Origin of the sequence: Pseudokineococcus marinus, assembly GCF_013004605.1 — a bacterium.
Classification (GTDB): domain Bacteria; phylum Actinomycetota; class Actinomycetes; order Actinomycetales; family Quadrisphaeraceae; genus Pseudokineococcus; species Pseudokineococcus marinus.
This window is the reverse complement of sequence record NZ_JABEMA010000037.1, coordinates 1-16225: the sequence shown is the minus strand read 5'-3', so window position 1 is coordinate 16225 and position 16225 is coordinate 1. Positions and strand designations below refer to the sequence as shown.

At 75.5% G+C, this 16225-nt stretch carries 13 protein-coding genes; 1 reads left to right on the top strand and 12 read right to left on the bottom strand.

The annotated features are described in order from the left end of the window. Positions 1-161 precede the first annotated feature (161 nt). From HLB09_RS04610 to HLB09_RS04595, 4 genes are all read right to left on the bottom strand, one after another. The gene (locus HLB09_RS04610) at positions 162-581 is read right to left on the bottom strand and encodes an RbsD/FucU domain-containing protein (protein WP_171202231.1); all 420 of its coding nucleotides are present in this window, start codon (positions 579-581) and stop codon (positions 162-164) included. Continuing rightward, positions 575-1654 (bottom strand): aldo/keto reductase, encoded by a 1080-nt coding sequence (locus tag HLB09_RS04605; protein WP_171202230.1) that lies wholly within the window; start codon positions 1652-1654, stop codon positions 575-577. Before HLB09_RS04605 ends, HLB09_RS04610 begins: the two co-directional genes overlap by 7 nt. Before the next feature lie 244 nt (positions 1655-1898). Then, positions 1899-2921, bottom strand: a complete 1023-nt coding sequence (locus HLB09_RS04600; protein ID WP_171202229.1) for a LacI family DNA-binding transcriptional regulator — start codon at positions 2919-2921, stop codon at positions 1899-1901. A gap of 649 nt (positions 2922-3570) precedes the next feature. Next, a complete protein-coding gene (locus tag HLB09_RS04595; RefSeq protein WP_171202228.1) occupies positions 3571-4245 on the bottom strand; it encodes a malonic semialdehyde reductase in 675 nt (224 codons plus the stop codon). A gap of 186 nt (positions 4246-4431) precedes the next feature. On the opposite strand from HLB09_RS04595, the gene HLB09_RS19765 reads away from it, so the two are divergent. Further along, positions 4432-6459 (top strand): diguanylate cyclase domain-containing protein, encoded by a 2028-nt coding sequence (locus HLB09_RS19765; protein WP_171202227.1) that lies wholly within the window; start codon positions 4432-4434, stop codon positions 6457-6459. A gap of 75 nt (positions 6460-6534) precedes the next feature. On the opposite strand, the gene HLB09_RS04585 is transcribed toward HLB09_RS19765, so the two are convergent. The 8 genes from HLB09_RS04585 to HLB09_RS04550 form a co-directional block, all read right to left on the bottom strand. Then, positions 6535-8964, bottom strand: coding sequence for a glycoside hydrolase family 9 protein (locus tag HLB09_RS04585; protein WP_171202226.1), 2430 nt, complete (start codon positions 8962-8964; stop codon positions 6535-6537). 304 nt (positions 8965-9268) lie between these two features. Further along, a complete protein-coding gene (locus HLB09_RS04580) occupies positions 9269-10165 on the bottom strand; it encodes a carbohydrate ABC transporter permease (RefSeq protein ID WP_171202225.1) in 897 nt (298 codons plus the stop codon). After that, entirely contained in the window at positions 10162-11190 is a 1029-nt protein-coding gene (locus HLB09_RS04575; RefSeq protein WP_171202224.1) for a carbohydrate ABC transporter permease, read from the bottom strand. The genes HLB09_RS04580 and HLB09_RS04575 overlap by 4 nt, the downstream gene beginning before the upstream one ends. Before the next feature lie 147 nt (positions 11191-11337). Continuing rightward, positions 11338-12663, bottom strand: a complete 1326-nt coding sequence (locus tag HLB09_RS04570) for an ABC transporter substrate-binding protein (protein WP_171202223.1) — start codon at positions 12661-12663, stop codon at positions 11338-11340. Positions 12664-12981: 318 nt separating this feature from the next. Then, complete coding sequence (locus tag HLB09_RS04565; protein WP_171202222.1) at positions 12982-14049, bottom strand: LacI family DNA-binding transcriptional regulator; 1068 nt, start codon at positions 14047-14049, stop codon at positions 12982-12984. Positions 14050-14233: 184 nt separating this feature from the next. Next, entirely contained in the window at positions 14234-14857 is a 624-nt protein-coding gene (locus HLB09_RS04560; RefSeq protein WP_171202221.1) for a DUF3618 domain-containing protein, read from the bottom strand. Beyond that, a complete protein-coding gene (locus HLB09_RS04555) occupies positions 14854-15213 on the bottom strand; it encodes a phage holin family protein (protein WP_171202232.1) in 360 nt (119 codons plus the stop codon). Before HLB09_RS04555 ends, HLB09_RS04560 begins: the two co-directional genes overlap by 4 nt. A 92-nt stretch (positions 15214-15305) precedes the next feature. Beyond that, on the bottom strand, positions 15306-16124 hold the full coding sequence (locus tag HLB09_RS04550) for a hypothetical protein (RefSeq protein ID WP_171202220.1): 819 nt from the start codon (positions 16122-16124) through the stop codon (positions 15306-15308). Between the last annotated feature and the right edge of the window lie 101 nt (positions 16125-16225).

The window sequence follows — 16225 nt, the reverse complement described above, 5'->3', positions numbered from 1 at the left end:
CGCAGGTCGCTGCCGCAGATCGTCGAGGCCCTCGTCCCCACGAGCACCTGCCCGTGGCCCGGCTCGGGGTCGGGCACCTCCCGCAGGTCGACCCGGCTACCTCCCGGCAGGTACGCAGCGCGCACGGTCAGCTCCTCCCGTCCGGCATCGGCGGGGCCTGCTCAGCGCTCACGGACGCCTACCGTCAGGACGAGGTTGGCGCACAGCCGCTGGTCCGCGGTGGCCACCACCACGGCCACGTCCTCGCGTCGCGTCGCCTCGTAGAAGTCCCAGCGGCTCAGGCTCTCCAGGGGGACGTCCGCCCCCAGGAGCTGCGCGTAGTCGGCGTGGGCCTCCACCGGCGAGCCGTCCGGCGAGGCCATGACCGTGGCCAGCTCGACGACGACGGCCTCCAGCAACGGCTGCAGGACGTCGGTGACGGCCACCATCCCGGGACGCAGGTTCAGGTGGACGACCTCCGCGATCGGGTTGGCCGCGGTGGTCAGCGGGAAGTTGCCGTCGGCCAGCACCACCCGGCCGCCGTGGCCGGCCCGACTGAGGGCGGCGAGCAGAGGCGGGTGCAGCAGCGAGTAGTTCAGCACCTCGGGCCTCCCGCCGGAGGGGCGTCGAGTGACGTCCCTCCCGTGACGGTGCCCTCGACGTCCCAGAGGTCCTCCCAGGAGCGGGCCTCGGGCCACAGGAAGACCTGCCCCTTGATGAGCCGGCTGCCGGTGTCGGCGGCCCGCAGCTCCTCGACCTCCTCGGGCGTCAACGGGTCCCCCGTCACGGCCGTGAGGTTCGCGGTGTACTGGGACGGCTTGACGGAGAAGGGGATCGGGATCTGCCCGTGCGCCACCGCCCACTTCAAGCACATGGCCACCGGGTGGACGCCGTGCCGTTCGGCGACCGCCCGCACGACGGGGTGCTCGACGTCGACGGGGTCGTCCTCGGTGCGGTCGCGCTGCGGGCGGGACGGGGACCCCAGGGGCGAGTACCCGACCGGCTGCACGCCGTTCTCGACGCAGAAGCGGAAGAGCTCCCGCTGCTGGAAGCAGGGGTGCATCTCCATCTCGTTGAGCGCGGGCAGGACGCGGGCGTCGCGCAGCAGGAGCCGCAGCTTGGGGACGGTCATGTTCGAGGTCCCGAGGTGGCGGACGACGCCGTCGTCCACGAGGTCCTCCAGCGCCCTCCACAGGCGCATGTACCGCTCGTGGTCGTAGGGCTGCGCGTGCGGGTCGCGGGCGTCCAGGTCAGCCATGGGCGGGTGGTGGTTGGGGAAGGGCCAGTGCACGAAGACGGCATCCAGGACGTCCAGGCGCAGGTCCGCCAGCGAGCGTCGGACGGAGGCGACGGCGTCTCGTGGGTCGTGCGCGTCGTTCCAGACCTTCGTCATGACGAAGAGGTCGTCGCGGCCCACGGACCCACCGGTCAGCGCCTCACCGAGGACGGCCCCCACGGCCTCCTCGTTGCCGTACACGGAGGCGCAGTCCACGAGCCGGTAGCCGGCGCGCAGCGCCCCCCGCACCGCCTCGGCCACCTGCTGAGGGCCGTAGGTGTCGGAGCCGAACGTCCCCATCCCGATCGCGGGGATCCGCGCGCCCGTCCGCAGCGTCCGTGTCGGGACGTCACGGGGGTCGACGCCCTGCTGGGCCGTCGCGGTACCGGCGGTGCTCATCCTCGGTCTCCCTCAGTCGTTCGTGGCGGAGCGCGCCCGCGCCAGGAGCTGCCGCGGCCGACGGCGGCCCACCGGTCCGAGCAGGCCGCTGACGGCGGGCGGGCCCCAGGCGGAGGGCGGGCGGTCCGCTGCACGTTAGCCGAAACGTTTTGCGCTGGGAACACCCGAGAACGCGTCTCTGCGGGTCTCCGGGGTCGCGAGGGCCATCACCGGCTCCGGGGCGGCAGACCGGCGTGGCTGGGGGTCAGCGCGGTGGGGCGGAGGCCAGGTCAGCGACCGAGCCGCCGGGGAGCAGGCGGCCGCGCAGCGTGACAGCGCGCGGCGGGCGAGCGTGGGCGTCCTGACCCATGTGGTCGCGGACGAGCGTGGCGGCGGCGTCGGCCATCTCGGCCACCGGCTGGACGTACATCGTGGTCCGCGGGCGTGTCACGGCGGCGAGGGGCTCGCTGTCGAAGCCGACGAGCGAGATGTCCTGCGGCACCTGCAGCCCGAGCTCGCTGACCGCCATGAGCGCGCCGAGGGTGAGCTCGTAGTTCGTGCAGTAGACCGCTGTCGGGGGTTCGGGCATCTGGACGAGCCGCGTGAGGCCGAGCCGCCCCGTGCTGGTCGTCAGCGGACCGCTCACCACCTGGGCCGGGTCGAGGGGAAGGTCGTGGTCGGCGAAGGCCTGGCTCGCACCGGCGAGCCGCTCGGACATGGTCCAGACGTCCTCGGGGCCGGTGATGACCGCGATCCGTCGGTGTCCTCGGGCGACCAGGTGGTCCACGACCTCACGGGAGGCGCCGCGGTTGTCCAGCGTCACGGTGTCCGAGGCCAGGCCCTCCACCACCCGGTCCACGCACACCACCCGGAGCCCTCGGCTCACGGCCTCCTGCAGCGCCGCCTCCTCGTGCGCGGGTGGGATGGCGACCAGGGCGTCGACGCCCCGGCGCTCCAGGAAGTCGACAGCGCCGCGGTCGACGGTGTCCGTGGCGCGGCTGGAGCAGATGAGGACGCTGATGCCGTCGCGGCGCAACGACGACTCGATGCCCGTGACGATGGTGAGGTGGAAGTCGTTGTTGAGCTCAGGGAGGAGGACCCCGAGGGTCCTCGACCGCCGGGTGCGCAGACTGCGCGCCGTCTCGTTCGGGCGGTAGTCGACGGCGGCGGCGGCGGCGACGATGGCCTGGCGGTTGGCCTCGAGCACCGTGCCGCCGTTGTAGAACTTCGAGATGGTGGCCAGCGACAGGCCGGTCTGGCGCTGGATGTCCTTGTAGGTGCCCGGCACCGCCCGCCTCCCGAAGGTCCCCGCTGGACCCGTCTCGAATCTAGAGCACGAGGGGCGTCCTGCCTCGGCTGTCGCGTCCGATCAGCGTGGAGGAGCGGGGACGGCCGACGTCCGGGACCCGGGCTCGCCGCGACACGCGCCCTGCCGACTGCTCGCCACGACGACGATGACCCTGTCATGACACGTGGCCCGATCAGGGCAGGACGCCGACCGTGGTGAGGCCCGCGTGCGCTCGTCGTGACGCTGGGCGTCGTGGCTCTGCGCTCCTCCTGGCCGATGGCTCGGGCGATCGGCTCCGCCTGGCGGCGTCGACGCGCCGGAACTGACCAGGACCTCGCCCGGTCGAGCGCCGTGCTCGTCGGCCACGGGGCCTGCCGCACACGTGCCGTCGCCGTCGTCACGGCGATCGTGGCCCCCGAGCCGTCAGAGCAGCTGGCGCGGGGGAGTCACGAGCGCGCCCCGACGTGCGGCCGGCCGACGTCGTGCCCTCGTCCTCGGCTGGCAGCAGCCGGCCCGTCAGGATGGAGAGCCTGCCGCCCGCGTACCCCCGCCTCGGGGCGGGGGCACGCGGTGATCGGGGCCGTCAGCCGTCCTCGGTCACGGCGCGGGGGGCGCGGCTGAGGACCGGCGCCGCCCGGGTCTGCGGCGCTCAGGCCCAGCGCACGACGTCCTCGGCCGCCAGGCGCGGCATCCGCGGGCGGTAGGAGCTCTCGTCCGGGTGCCCCAGGGTCACGACGAGCACCGCGTGCCAGTGCTCCTCGTCCGGGCCGGTGAAGAAGTCGGCGTCCACGCCCTCGGCGTCGAAGCCGGCCATGGGCCCGGCGGCCAGCCCGACGGCGCGTGCGGCGAGGAGCAAGTAGCCGGTCTGCATGGCGGCGGAGAAGCCGCCCATGCCCTCTCGCTTCGCCGGGTCGGCCTCGAGGGCCTCCTGCAGCTGCGCCATCGGGGGCATGACCTCGGGGATGCGCGTGTGGAAGCGGCGGTCGACCGCCAGGACGGCGACGGCCGGCGCGCCCTCGACGCGCTCGCGGTTGCCGCCCGCCATGCGCGCGGCGAGGCGGGCACGACCCTCCTCGGTGCGGACGAAGAGCACGCGCAGCGGCTGGGTGTTGGCCGACGTCGGCGCCCAGCGGGCCAGCTCCCACAGCTCGGCCAGCTCGGCGTCGGAGACGGGCTCGTCGGTGAAGCGGTTGGCGGTGCGCGCCTGGGTGAACAGGCTCGCCCGGCCCGCGTCCTCGAGGGGGAGCAGCGGACGGCGCCCGCCCTGGCGCGGGACGCCGGGCTGGTCCGTCGTGGGGCGGCCGGGCTGGGTGTCGGTGCTCATGGGTCCTCACCTGTCGTCGGGTGGTCGTCCAGGGCGAGGGCCCCGTCGTCCACGCCGGCGGTGGTGGGCCGCCGGACGTGCAGACGCCGGCGGGGTCGCCGGCATTCCCCGGTGCGCGCTCGTCCGTCGGGCCGGTGCCGAGCCCGCCATCTCCAGGTCGGTCGTCCACCGGCCGATCGGGGGGGTGTGACGTCGACACCCGCCGACCCGGCCCCGGTCGCCGCGGCGTCCCGCCCGGGCGGGTGGGACGCCGCGGCGCTCGTCGGGTGGTGCGCGCTCGTGGCGCTCGCCGTCGCCGTCGGCCGCTCCACGCGGGTCGAGGGCACCGAGCTGTCGCTCGTGGGCCCGGTGGCGGCCGTCACCTTCCTCGCGTGCCTGGCCGCCCGTCACCGCGGGGCGGTCGCGCTCGGTGGCGTCACCCTGCTGGTGGGGGGGATCTCCGCCGCCACGAACCTCGTCCTGGGCGCCGCCCCGGCGCTGGCCCTCGCCTTCGGCGCCGCCCACGCCGTCCACGGCCTCGTCGCCGCCGTGGTGCACGAGGCGCTGCGGCGCGGTCGGACAGGCGGTGCCCCTCCGGGGCCCGCGGACCGCAGGGCGCTCCACGAGCCCGCCGACCTGACCGCCCTCGTCGCCAGCGCCCTGGCCGGCTCGGCGGCCAGCGCCCTCGTCGGGCCGGTGTACCTGGCGGCGGCGGACGGCGCCCCGCTCCTCTCGACGGCGGGGGAGTGGGTCCTGCGCAACGTGGCCAGCACGGTCGTCCTCGCCGGCGCCGTCCTCGCCCTCGGGGACCGCCGTCGCGCCCGGCGCGCGGCTCGACGGGCGGCGGGCCGGGCCGGCGGCGGGAGCGGTGGCCGCCCGGGCGCACCGCTGCCGCGGGCCGGTCGCGCGGAGCTGGTGCTCCTCCAGGTCGGCGCCTGGTCGGTGTACGCCCTCGTCTACGTCGTCCTGGCCGAGGTGCCCGTCTCCTACGCGACGCTGCCCCTCTCGCTCCTGCTGGCGCTGCGCAGCTCACCGGCGCACGCGGCCGTCCACTCCGTCGTCGCCGGGGTGGTCGTCGTGCTCGGCACGCTCGCCGGCCACGGCCCCTTCGCGATGCTCGAGCCCGGGCTCCGCGTCGTCGTCGCGCAGGGCTTCGTCGTCGTGGCGGCGAGCGCCGCGATGGCGCTGGCCCTGTACCGGTGCCAGCGCGACGAGCTGCTCGACGGCCTCGCGCGGGCCCAGGCGGCCGCCGACGACCGCGCCGAGCTGCTCCGCAAGGGCTTCGACGACGCCCCCGCGGGGATGGCCCTCGTCGACCTGGCCCTCGTCCACCTGAGGAGGGCCGCCCCGTCGGACGGCGACGGTGGGCAGGGCGCCACGCTCCGCGTCGCGAACGCGGCCTTCGGCGCCTTCCTCGGCGTCCCCGCGGGCTCGCTGGCGGGGACGCCCGTCGACCACCTGCCCGCCGAGCACGAGGGGCCGGGCACGTGCGCCCTGGACGCCGTCGCCGCGGGCGCCGAGCGCGCCACCTGCGAGCACGTCACGGCGCACGGGCGTCGGGGCCGCCTCGACGTCACGCGCATCACCCCGCGCCACAGCCGCCCCTACCTCCTCGTCAGCGTCGAGGACGTCACGGCCCAGCGGCGCCTCGAGGCCGCCCTGCGCCACCGGGCCGACCACGACGAGCTCACCGGACTGCCCGGGCGCGAGGTCCTCACCGCGCGCCTGCGGCGCGCGCTCGAGCGCGAGGGGAGCAGGGACGTCGGCGTGCTCTTCGTGGACCTCGACGGCTTCAAGGCCGTCAACGACACGGCGGGCCACGCCGCCGGCGACGCGCTGCTGCGCGTCGTCGCCACGCGGCTGGCCGCCGCGGTGCGCCCGGACGACGTCGTCGCCCGCTTCGGCGGCGACGAGTTCGCCGTCCTGTGCCACGACGTCGCCTCACCGGCGGCGCTCGTGGCCGTCGGCGCCCGCGTCGTCCGCGCCCTCGAGGAGCCCGTCGTCCTCGAGGGCGGCGCCCACCTCGTCGGCGCGAGCGTCGGCGCCTGCGCGACCGCGGGCACCGCGCCGGGCACGGGGGCGGAGGAGGTGCTGCGACGGGCCGACGCCGCCATGTACGAGGCCAAGCGCGCGGGCCGGGGCCGGGTGCGCCTCGACGGCGCGCAGGACCTGCCGCAGCCCCGCCGGTCGGCCGAGGTGCGGCCGCCCGAGGGGACGCCGACCATCCGCACCTGAACGACGCGACGCCCCCGCCCCGGAGCGGGGCGAGGGCGTCGTCGGCCCGGCCGTCGTGGTCGACGGCCGCCAGGGCTACCGGCCGTGGCGGCCGTGCGCCTGGACGCCCCGGTCGAGGTCGGCGGCGAAGGACGCCACCCACGACATCGGCGCGTTCCAGTTGATGGTGATCTCGTTGGTCGACCACGACCCGATGTCGTCGAGGTAGCACAGCTGCGCCGCGCAGCCGCCGAGGACCGGCGCGGCCACCGGGTCGCCCGAGGACGCCGCCGTGGAGTTCGGGCCGCCCGACAGCGTCCCCGCCGGCGGGTGCGGCAGCGACGGGTCCAGCTGGGCGGCGTACCACCGGCTGTGCTGGTTGCGGCTGTCCCGCTCGCCGTAGCCGGTGACGTAGCTCCGGTCGAGGGCGTTGCGGCCGAAGAGGTAGTCCAGGCCGCCGAGGAACGCGTCGGCGTAGCGCGCGTCCCCGGTGAGGTCGTAGGCGGTGCCGACGACCTGCAGCGAGTTCGTGACGGCGCTGTTCGAGCCCCACGCGTACTGGCCGTCCTCGGGGGCGTAGGTCTGCCCGAAGGGCTGGCCCTCGGCGGCCTCGACGTAGCCGTCCGCACCCGCCACCACGCTCGCGCGCACGCGCTCGCGGTCGGGCAGGTCGCTCGGCACGGTGGCGAGGTCGAGCCGGCCCAGCGCCGCCACGTCGCCCCAGGAGAAGGCCCCGTCGCCGAAGACGTCACCCGTGTGGTGCGGCGAGGCGAGGACGTCGGACTCGTAGGCGTCCTCCCCGGTGGTGAGGAAGAGCTCGGCGGCGGCCCAGTAGAACTCGTCGCTGACGTCGTCGTCGTCGTACGGCCCGCTGCCCGGGTTCGGGTCGACGGCCGGGTCCGGTGCGGGGGCGTAGAGGTGGGGCTCGGCCTGCGCCGCGGCGTACGCGGTGCGGGCCGCGGCCAGCAGCTCGTCGGCGAAGGCCGCGTCGTAGGGGCGCCACAGCCGGGCGCCCTGGGCCGCCGCCGCCGCGAGGTTCAGCGCCGCCGCGGTGGACGGGCGGTAGAGGTGCCGCGGCTGGGGGTCGTCGGCCGGCAGGAGCGGCAGGCCGGTCCAGTCGGCGTCGGCCACCTTGTGGTACGCCATGCCGGCGTGCTGCTCGCCCGCCGGCACCTGCATGCGGAGCATCCACTCGAGCTCCCAGCGGACCTCGTCGAGCAGGTCCGGGACCCCGTTGCCCGCCTCCGGGATGCGCAGGGCGCCGTCGCCGAGCACGTCGCGGTCCGCGGTGCGCGCGCTGCCGCGGCGCTCCTGCTCCTGGAGGAGCTGCGCGACGGCGATGCCGCCGTTGACGACGTACTTGCCGTGGTCGCCCGCGTCGTACCAGCCGCCCGTCACGTCGTGCGTCCCCGCGCAGGTCCAGGGCTCCTCGCCCTGGTCGACGTAGAGCTGCTGGGCGTCGTCCTCGAGCGGCAGGCACGGCACCGCGGCGTCGCCCTGGTTCGGCGCGACGCCGACGTGCCCGGCCTCGCGGCCGTAGCCGGGGACGAGCTCGTCCGAGATGGCGATGCCGCTCCGGTTGGTGTGGAAGAAGGTCTTCGCGTCGGTGCGCAGCGGCTCGTAGAGGTCGGCGGCGATGGCGAAGGGCTGGCTCGTGGCGCCGTCCGCGACGAGCGTGAAGCCCTCGCCCGACACGGGCACGCGGCTGAAGTCGATGGTGTGGACGTTCGTCCCCGCCGTCGGGTCGACCCCGCGCGGGGTGCTCTCGCCGCGCGACAGCCGCCGGCCGTCGGCGCGCCGCAGCTCCCAGCGCACCGGCTCGGTCGACTCGGTCACGAGCGTCGCGGCCTTCGGCCCGCGGGGCAGGTAGCCGAGGTGGTTGACCTTGAGGCGCGAGCCGGTGTCGGGCACGTACGCCTCGGGCTCCGCGCCGCCGGTGAGGCTGACGTCGTCGACGCACAGGCGGTAGGCCTCCGCGTTGGCGATGTCCTGCTGGATCGCCAGCTCCGCGGCCGCGTAGTCCTGCTCCGGCGTGAACGTCGCCGCGAAGGACGTCGGCTCGGGCGTCAGCGCCAGCTTCCGCGCCGGCAGGAACGGCAGGTAGTTGAGGTCCGCCCCGGCCTGGACGACGACGCGCACGTTCGCCGCCGTCGCCGGCTCGGTGAGGGCCTCGAAGGTGAGCCGGTAGGTCTCCCCGGCCTCCATCGGCACCTGCTGGGTGAGGGCGGCGCTGTAGGGCCCGCTGCCGGCCGGGACGTCGACGCAGCCGCGGCCGTCGACGACCGACGGCGAGGGGTAGGCCGTCCAGCCCACCAGGCCGTCGTCGAAGGACCCGTTGACGACCTGCTCGGCGCCCGGGGCGGCCGGGTCGTCGGCGGAGGCGGGGACCGCCGCGCCCACGAGCCCGGTCGCGGCGAGGACCGAGACGGCGAGGGCCGCGGTCGACCGCGCCCTCGTCGGGCGGGCGGGTCGGGGCTCGGGGGAGCGCGGCTCGGGCGAGCGCGCGGGCGGGAGGGGACGCGTCATCGGGACCTCTCTGGGGCGTGGGGGACGGCGTCGGCGACGGCCTCGGCGGGGTGGCGGGGTGCGCGCACGAGCCGGCTGCAGGTGGCTGGGAGCCGCGCCGGGGGGCGTCGCGCGCTGCCGCAGGTCGACGTCGAGCTGCGAGTGGGAGCGCTTCCACGTACTCCGTCACAGTGGGGCACCGGTGACACGGGTGTCAAGAGGGACGGATGCCCCGGAAGCGGACGCGCGGACGGCCCGGCGCGAGGCGCCGGGCCGTCCGTGGTGCGGGTGCGCCCTCGGCCGGGCGCGGAGGTCGTGAGCGGTGTCAGCCCTTGATGGCGCCGGCGGTGATGCCGCCGACGATCTGCCGGCCGAAGATCGCCGTGACGACGAGCAGGGGCACGGTCGCGAGCACCGTCCCGGCGAGGATCACCGAGATGTCCGGCGTGTAGCCGGCGCCGATCCCGGCCACGGCCACCTGGATGGTCGGGCTCTGCCGCACGACGATGAACGGCCACAGGAAGTCGTTCCACGCCGCCATGAACGACAGGATCCCGAGGACGGCCATCCCGGGGCGGGCGAGCGGGAAGACGATCGAGAAGACCGTCCGGTTGAGCGAGGCGCCGTCGACGCGCGCCGCCTCGACGAGCTCGTCGGGGAGCGCCTGGGAGATGAACTGCCGCATGAAGAAGACGCCGAAGGCGGTGACGGCGCTCGGGAGGATGACCGACATGAGGTTGTTGACCAGGCCGAGCCGGGTCATCACGACGTAGAGCGGGATGATGCTCAGCGTCGGGGGGATCGTCAGGGTCGCCACCGTGATGCCGAAGAGGGCGTTGCGGCCGCGGAACCGGGCCTTCGCGAAGGCGAAGCCCGCCAGGGTGCAGAAGAACACCGTGGTGGCGGTGACCGCGAGGGAGACGACGAGCGAGCGGCCGAGCGCCGCGACGAGGTCGGCCTGCTCGAGCGCCAGCCGCATGTTGTCGAAGATCGCCGGCCCCGGGAAGAGCGGCGGGGTGCCGTCGTAGAGGTCCGACGGCGTGTGCGAGGCGGCGACGAGCGAGTAGTAGAAGGGGAAGAGGAAGAGCAGCGCCGTGATGGTCAGGATGACGTAGGTCAGCGGGCCGGCGCTGTCGTCCGCGCGGCGACGGCTGCGACGGGGCTCCGCCGGGCCCTCGACGGGTGCGGCGAGGCGGACGTCGGCGTCGGGGCTCGAGGTCATCGGGAGGCCTTCCGGGTCGAGGCGCTGCGACGGCGGATCAGGGGCTGGCCCTTGTCGCGGGTGCGCAGCTGGGCGAGGCCGGCGTTGAGCAGGACCAGCAGGATGACGATGATCAGCGTGACGCAGGCGATGGCGGCAGCCCGGCCGAGGCGGCCGATCTCGAAGCCGATGTTGTACATGTACAGCGTCAGCACCTGGTACTGGCCGAGCGCCCCGCCCTCCGCGCCGTTGCCGAAGAGGAACGGCTCGGTGAAGAGCTGGGTGGCGCCGATCGTGGAGAGCACGATCGTGAAGAGGATCGTGGGCCGCAGGCCGGGGATCGTCACGTGGAGGAACTGGCGGAAGCGGCCCGCGCCGTCGATGGCGGCCGCCTCGTAGAGGTCCTTGGGGATCGACTGCATGCCCGCGAGGTAGATGAGGGCGTTGTAGCCCGTCCAGTGCCAGGTGACGATGGTGGCGATGGCGATCTGGGCGGTCCAGTTGCCGTTCGTCCAGTTGATCGGATCGATGCCGAGCATCCCGAGGACGACGTTCATCAGGCCGCCGGGGGTGTTCGCGAAGATCGACGCGAAGACGAGCGTGGCGGCCACCAGCGAGGTGGCGTAGGGAACGATCATGGAGACGCGGAAAAAGGCCCGCACCTTCATGTTGTAGTTCAGCAGGTGCGCGAGGCCGAGCGCCATGAGCAGCTGCGGCACGGTGGAGATGAGGCCGATCGTCAGCGTCTTCCACAGGCTGTTGTAGAAGGACGGGCTGCCGAAGAGCCAGGTGTAGTTCTCCCACCCGACGAACTCGGGGTCGCCGCCGCCGAGCCGGTACTCCTGGAAGCTGATCCACACCGTGTAGACGAGGGGGAAGAGCCCGAAGGCGCCGAAGAGCAGGAAGAACGGCGCGATGTAGACGTAGGGCGCCCGGCGGTAGGCGCGGCCCTCGCGGCGCGAGCGCCGGACGAGGTCCGGTGGCGCCTGGGCGGGGGGCCGCCCGGCCGGGGGCTCCGCGGTCGTCGTCGGTGCGTGGGCCGCCATGTCAGCTCTCCTCCTCGTCCGGCGCGTCGGCGCCGGGCCTCACCGGGTGGGGGTCCCGCGGGGCGGGACGGCCGCGGCGGCGCGGGCCGCCGCGGCAGACGGGTGGCCCCCCGCTGGTGAGCGGGGGGCCAACCGTGCGCCCGGTCGTCAGCCGACCGTGTCGTTGATGGTGCGGACGGCCAGCTGCCACGCCTCGTCGGGCGCCACGCCGTTGGCCTCGACGGCGGTCAGCGCGTCACCGATGGCCTGGTCGATGGCGCCGTCGTCGACGCCCAGCGGCTGGTTGGGAGCCGCCTGCGCGGCCGTGGAGAAGATCTCGCCGATGGGCGCGCCGTTGAAGTACTCGTCGGTCACGTCCGTGGTCTGCTCCTGGGCGACCGTGTTGGACGGGTAGGCCAGCCCCTGGCGGAACTCGTCGGCCTCGGCCTCGGCGCTCGTCAGCCAGGCGGCGAGGTCCACGGCGGCCTCGCGGTTCGGGCTGTCCTGCGGGACGGCGAGGAAGGAGCCGCCCCAGTTGCCGCCGAGCTCCTGGGGGAGGGGCAGGACGTTCCAGTTCCCGGCGTTCTCGTCGCCGGCCTGCTGCTTGATGTAGCCGAGCATCCACGCCGGGCAGGCGATGGTGGCGAAGTCACCGGTGTTCATCGCCGTGTTCCACGCGGGGTCGAACTGGGACAGCCCGGCCGTGAGGCCCTTCTCGGCCGCGCTGGCCGCGCGGTCGAAGGACGGCTTGACCGTGTCGTTGGTCTCCCAGGTCGGCTCGCCCTCCTCGTCGTAGTTGCGGACGGGCTCGACCGAGGTCAGCACGCGGTAGTAGCCGCCGACCGAGTCCATCCAGGCCTGGCCGCCGGTGGCCTCGGCGTACTGCTCGCCCACGGACTCGTAGGAGTCCCAGTCGGTGATCTGCTGCGCGAGCTCGGCGGGGTCGGAGGGCAGTCCCGCCTCCTCGAGCTTGTCGCTGCGGTAGCAGATGGCCATGGGCCCGGAGTCGGTCGGCAGCCCGAGCACGGCGCCGTCCTCGGTCGTCACGGCGCCGACGGCGGCGTCGGTCTCCTCCTCCAGCTGGTCGGCGACGGGGGTCTGGAGCATGTCGACCCAGACGTCCTGCTGCTGGCTCGAGACGAGCGCGGCGCGGCTGATCTCGAACGGCTGGATGTCGGCCAGGCCCGAGCCCGAGTTGATCTTCGTGGCCAGCGCCGTCCAGTAGTCGCTCTCCTGCTGGACCTCGGAGTACTCGATGGTGACGTTGGGGTGGTCCTCCATGTACTGGTCGAGGAGGCCGGCCTTCTCGTAGTTGGCGAAGATGCCGCCGAAGGAGTCGACGGTGATCGTCACGTCCTGGTTCGGGTCCGCGGTGCCGACGGGCTCGCTGTCCGAGGAGGAGGAGCCCCCGCACGCGCTGAGGCCGAGCGAGGCGACGCCGAGCGCCGCCACGGCGAGCACGGCCTTCCGGGAGCGGGTTCGAGCAGAGAACACGGAGTACTCCTCACGGACCTCCCGTGCGGGAGGTCGATCGTCGTTGACCGAGCAGTGGTGCGGGGTGCGGCGGTGCGGCCCCGGGGAGGGGCCTCGCCTGTGGACGCGACCCACGGCTCTGCGGGTCGGTGCCACCGGCGGTCGTGCAGGTGGGGCGGCGGTGCGCCGGGCCGTGGAAGCGCTCCCACGACGCCGTGTGCAACGTTGTCGAAAGGTTCGCACCGATGTCAACCCCCCGGTGGCGCAACACCCGTGCGTCAGGTACCGATCCGGTCTCGCTCACCCGGACGGGCACCTGCGGGCGACCGGGCGCGCCGCTCAGGAGGAGGAGCGCACGACGAGCCGGGGGCGCAGCACCGAGCCGCCCCGGCCCTCGTCGACCCCGCCGACCGCCAGCGCGACCGCGAGGGTGGCGCTCTCCCGGCCGAGCTCCTCGAGCGGCTGGCGGACCGTCGTCAGGGCCGGTTGGACGGCGGAGGCGAGGGGGATGTCGTCGTAGCCGACGACGGCGACGTCGTCCGGCACGACCAGCCCCCGCTCGCGCAGGAGGCCGAGGGCCCCGACGGCCATGAGGTCGTTCTGCGCGAGCACGGCGTCGAGCCCCGGGACGCGCTCGAGCAGCGCGGACGCGGCCCGCCGGCCGCCCTCGGTCGTGTAGTCGCCCTCCACGACGGCCACCGACGGCTCCCCGGCGGGGGCCGGGCCCCCGGGTGCGCCGACCGCGCCGCCGGCGGCGACCACCGCGCGGCGCACGCCCTCGAGGCGGTCCTCGGCGCTCGGCATGTCGAGCGGGCCCGTGATGACGCCGAGCCGACGGCGCCCTCGCCCGAGGACGTGCTCGGCCGCGGCGAGGCCGCCGGCGACGTTGTCGGTGTCGGCGCGCGGCACGTCGTCGGTGACGCCCTCGGGCGGGCGCCCGACGAGCACCACGGGCACGCCGCGCTCGCGCAGCTGCGCCGGGGCGGTCTCGCCCGCGTGCACCGACAGGAAGATGGCGGCGTCCACGTGCCCGCCCGCGGCGAAGCGCACGAGCCGCTCCCGGTCGTCCTCGGACGCGACGACGGCGAAGACGAGCTGGCGCCGGCTGGCGGCGACGACGCGGTGGGCCCCCTTGAGCACGCTGGCGAAGAAGGGGTCGGAGAAGAAGCGCTCCTCGCGCTCGCACACGACGAAGGCGACGGCGTCGCTGCGGCGGGTGACGAGCGCGCGGGCCGCCGCGTTGGGGACGTAGGACAGCGAGGCCGCCGCGGCGAGGACCCGCTCCCGCGCGTCGTCGCTGACCCGGGGGGAGCCGGTGAGGACCCGGCTGGCCGTGGCGCGCGAGACGCCCGCGGTCCGGGCGACCGAGTCCAGGGTCGCGGTCGCGCGGCCGTCCTCGACGCTCACGCGGCACCGTCCTCCACCAGCGGCTGCACCGGGCGAGTATGGGGCCCGAGGGCGGGCCCGGGCGACGGGCCGGACGTGTGGCCCGACCGGCCGGCGGGGGACGACGACGGCCCGGTGCGTCGCACCGGGCCGTCGTCGGAAGGGGGCGCCGTCTGCAAGAGGACGGCAGGACCCCGCGGGGGTCTCAGCCCTGGTCGCGGACCTGCTGCGCCTGGCCCTGGGCCTGGCCCTTGACGTCCTGCGCGCGGCCCTGGGCCTCGCCCTTGACGTCCTGCGCGCGGCCCTGGGCCTCGCCCCTGACCTCCTGCGCGCCGCCCTGCGCCGACTCCTTGACCGACTGCGCGGCCTCCTGCGCGGGCTGCTTCAGGTCCTGCGCCACGTGCTGCGCCTGGCCCTTGAGGTCGTCGACGAGCGGCTGCGCCTTCTGCTTGGCGCGCTCGGCGGCGTCCTGCTCCGTGCGGCTCGTGGGGATGAGGCCCGCCACGAGGAGGCCCGCGCCGAAGGCCACGAGGCCGGCGGCGAACGGGTTGCCCCGGGTGCGGTCGGCGGCCTGGTGCGGCGCCGAGCCGACGGCGTCGCGCGCGCCGCCGGTCGCCGACCCGGCCTGGTCGCGGGCGTCGTGGGCCTTCCCCATGACGCGCTCCTTGAGGTCGTTGGCGCGGCCCTTGGCCCGGTCCACCTGGCGGTGGGCCTGGGTCGAGGGGCTGGCCTCGTGGCCGAGCTCGTCGACGTCGGCGCTCAGCGACGCCCGCGTGCGCTCGATGTCGGCGCGGATCTCTTCAGGGCTCTGGTTCGGGCTCTGGCTCATCGGTTGGCCTCCTCGTGCCCCTTGACGGCGTTCGGGATCTTCTGGAGGGACTGCTGCGTCTGGGGCAGGCCCTTGGTCTTCTGGAGCTCGCCACGCCCGACGACGGCCAGCACCGCGGCGACCACGGCCCACACGGCCGCGACCACGAGCGCGGACCAGCCGTAGCCGGTGGCGTTCCCGAGGCCCCACCAGAGGGCGATCGAGAGGAAGAGCAGGACGAAGTGCCCGGCGACGCCGGCCCCGCCCAGCATCCCGGCGCCCTTGCCCGCGTGGGCGGCGGACTCCTTGGCCTCCGCCTTCGCCAGCGCGATCTCCTGGCGGACGAGGGTCGACACGTCGGTCGTCACGGCGCTCATCAGCTCGCCCAGCGAGCGGTGGTCCTCGGGTGCGGCGGCGCGAGGCTCGTCGAGGTGGCCGTCGACCGGGTGCGAGCCCTCCGCGCGAGCGCTCACAGCGCCGTCCCGCGGGGGCTGCCCGGCTCGCCGAGGGGAGTCCCGGCCGTGCCGGTGCCCTCGGCGGGCAGCCGGGTCCCGCGCGGCTCCACCGCGGCGGTGCCGTAGGCGGCGCCGCCGGTCGAGGAGGTCCCCGTCGAGGACGGGCCGGTCGCCGTGGTGCCGCCCTGCGCGGAGCCGGCGCCGGAGTCGGACCCGGAGTCCTTCAGCCCGCGGCCGAGGCGGCCGGCGAGGACGCCGGCGCCGGCGGCGAGCGCGAGGAAGGTGCCCGGGCGGCGGGCGGCGAAGCGGCGAACGTCGTCGAGGAGCTGCGCGGGCTCGCGGTCCCCGAGCCAGCGGGCGGCGTCGTCGACCCGGTCGGCCGCCTGGCGCGCCAGGTCCGTCACCGGGCCCTGCTGGTCGCTGCCGTCGACCATGCCGCGCAGCTCGCCGGTCACGGCCGAGAGCCCCTGGGCGGCCCGGCGCTGCTGCTCGCCGGCGTGCTGGGTCAGCTGCTCGCGGCCCTCGGCGTAGAGGTGACGGGCCTGGGTCCTCGCCTCGTCGGCCGTCTCGCCGGCCTTCTCCTTCGCCGTGCCGGCGACCTCCTGGCCGGCCTGCTTCGCGGAGCCGGCGACCTCCTGGCCGGCGCCCTTGGCGGAGCCGGCGACCTCCTGGCCGGCGCCCTTGGCGGAGCCGGCGACCTGCTGCCCGGCTCCGCGGGCCTCGTCGGCCCGGCTGGTGCTGCCGTCGCCGGTCGCCGCCAGCGGCTCGGCGGTCGTGCGGTCGAACGGGTCGTCGGCGCGGTGCGCGGACGACCCACCTGTGCTCTGGCTCATGGGTGCTCCCTCGGTGCGTCCGCGACGCCGCCCCCTGGACGGGCGGCTCGCGCGCTCCCGGGCCCGCGGTCGGCGCCGTCGGGGGCGTCGGTGGGCGGGCG

Excerpts from the sequence above, each read along its gene's own strand:
- HLB09_RS04560 (WP_171202221.1), bottom strand. The coding sequence starts at position 14,857 with ATGAGCCAGAGCCCGAACCAGAGCCCTGAAGAGATCCGCGCCGACATC.
- HLB09_RS04575 (WP_171202224.1), bottom strand. The coding sequence starts at position 11,190 with ATGGCGGCCCACGCACCGACGACGACCGCGGAGCCCCCGGCCGGGCGG.
- HLB09_RS04605 (WP_171202230.1), bottom strand. The coding sequence starts at position 1,654 with ATGAGCACCGCCGGTACCGCGACGGCCCAGCAGGGCGTCGACCCCCGT.
- HLB09_RS04550 (WP_171202220.1), bottom strand. The coding sequence starts at position 16,124 with ATGAGCCAGAGCACAGGTGGGTCGTCCGCGCACCGCGCCGACGACCCG.
- HLB09_RS04580 (WP_171202225.1), bottom strand. The coding sequence starts at position 10,165 with ATGACCTCGAGCCCCGACGCCGACGTCCGCCTCGCCGCACCCGTCGAG.
- HLB09_RS04555 (WP_171202232.1), bottom strand. The coding sequence starts at position 15,213 with ATGAGCGCCGTGACGACCGACGTGTCGACCCTCGTCCGCCAGGAGATC.
- HLB09_RS04585 (WP_171202226.1), bottom strand. The coding sequence starts at position 8,964 with ATGACGCGTCCCCTCCCGCCCGCGCGCTCGCCCGAGCCGCGCTCCCCC.
- HLB09_RS04595 (WP_171202228.1), bottom strand. The coding sequence starts at position 4,245 with ATGAGCACCGACACCCAGCCCGGCCGCCCCACGACGGACCAGCCCGGC.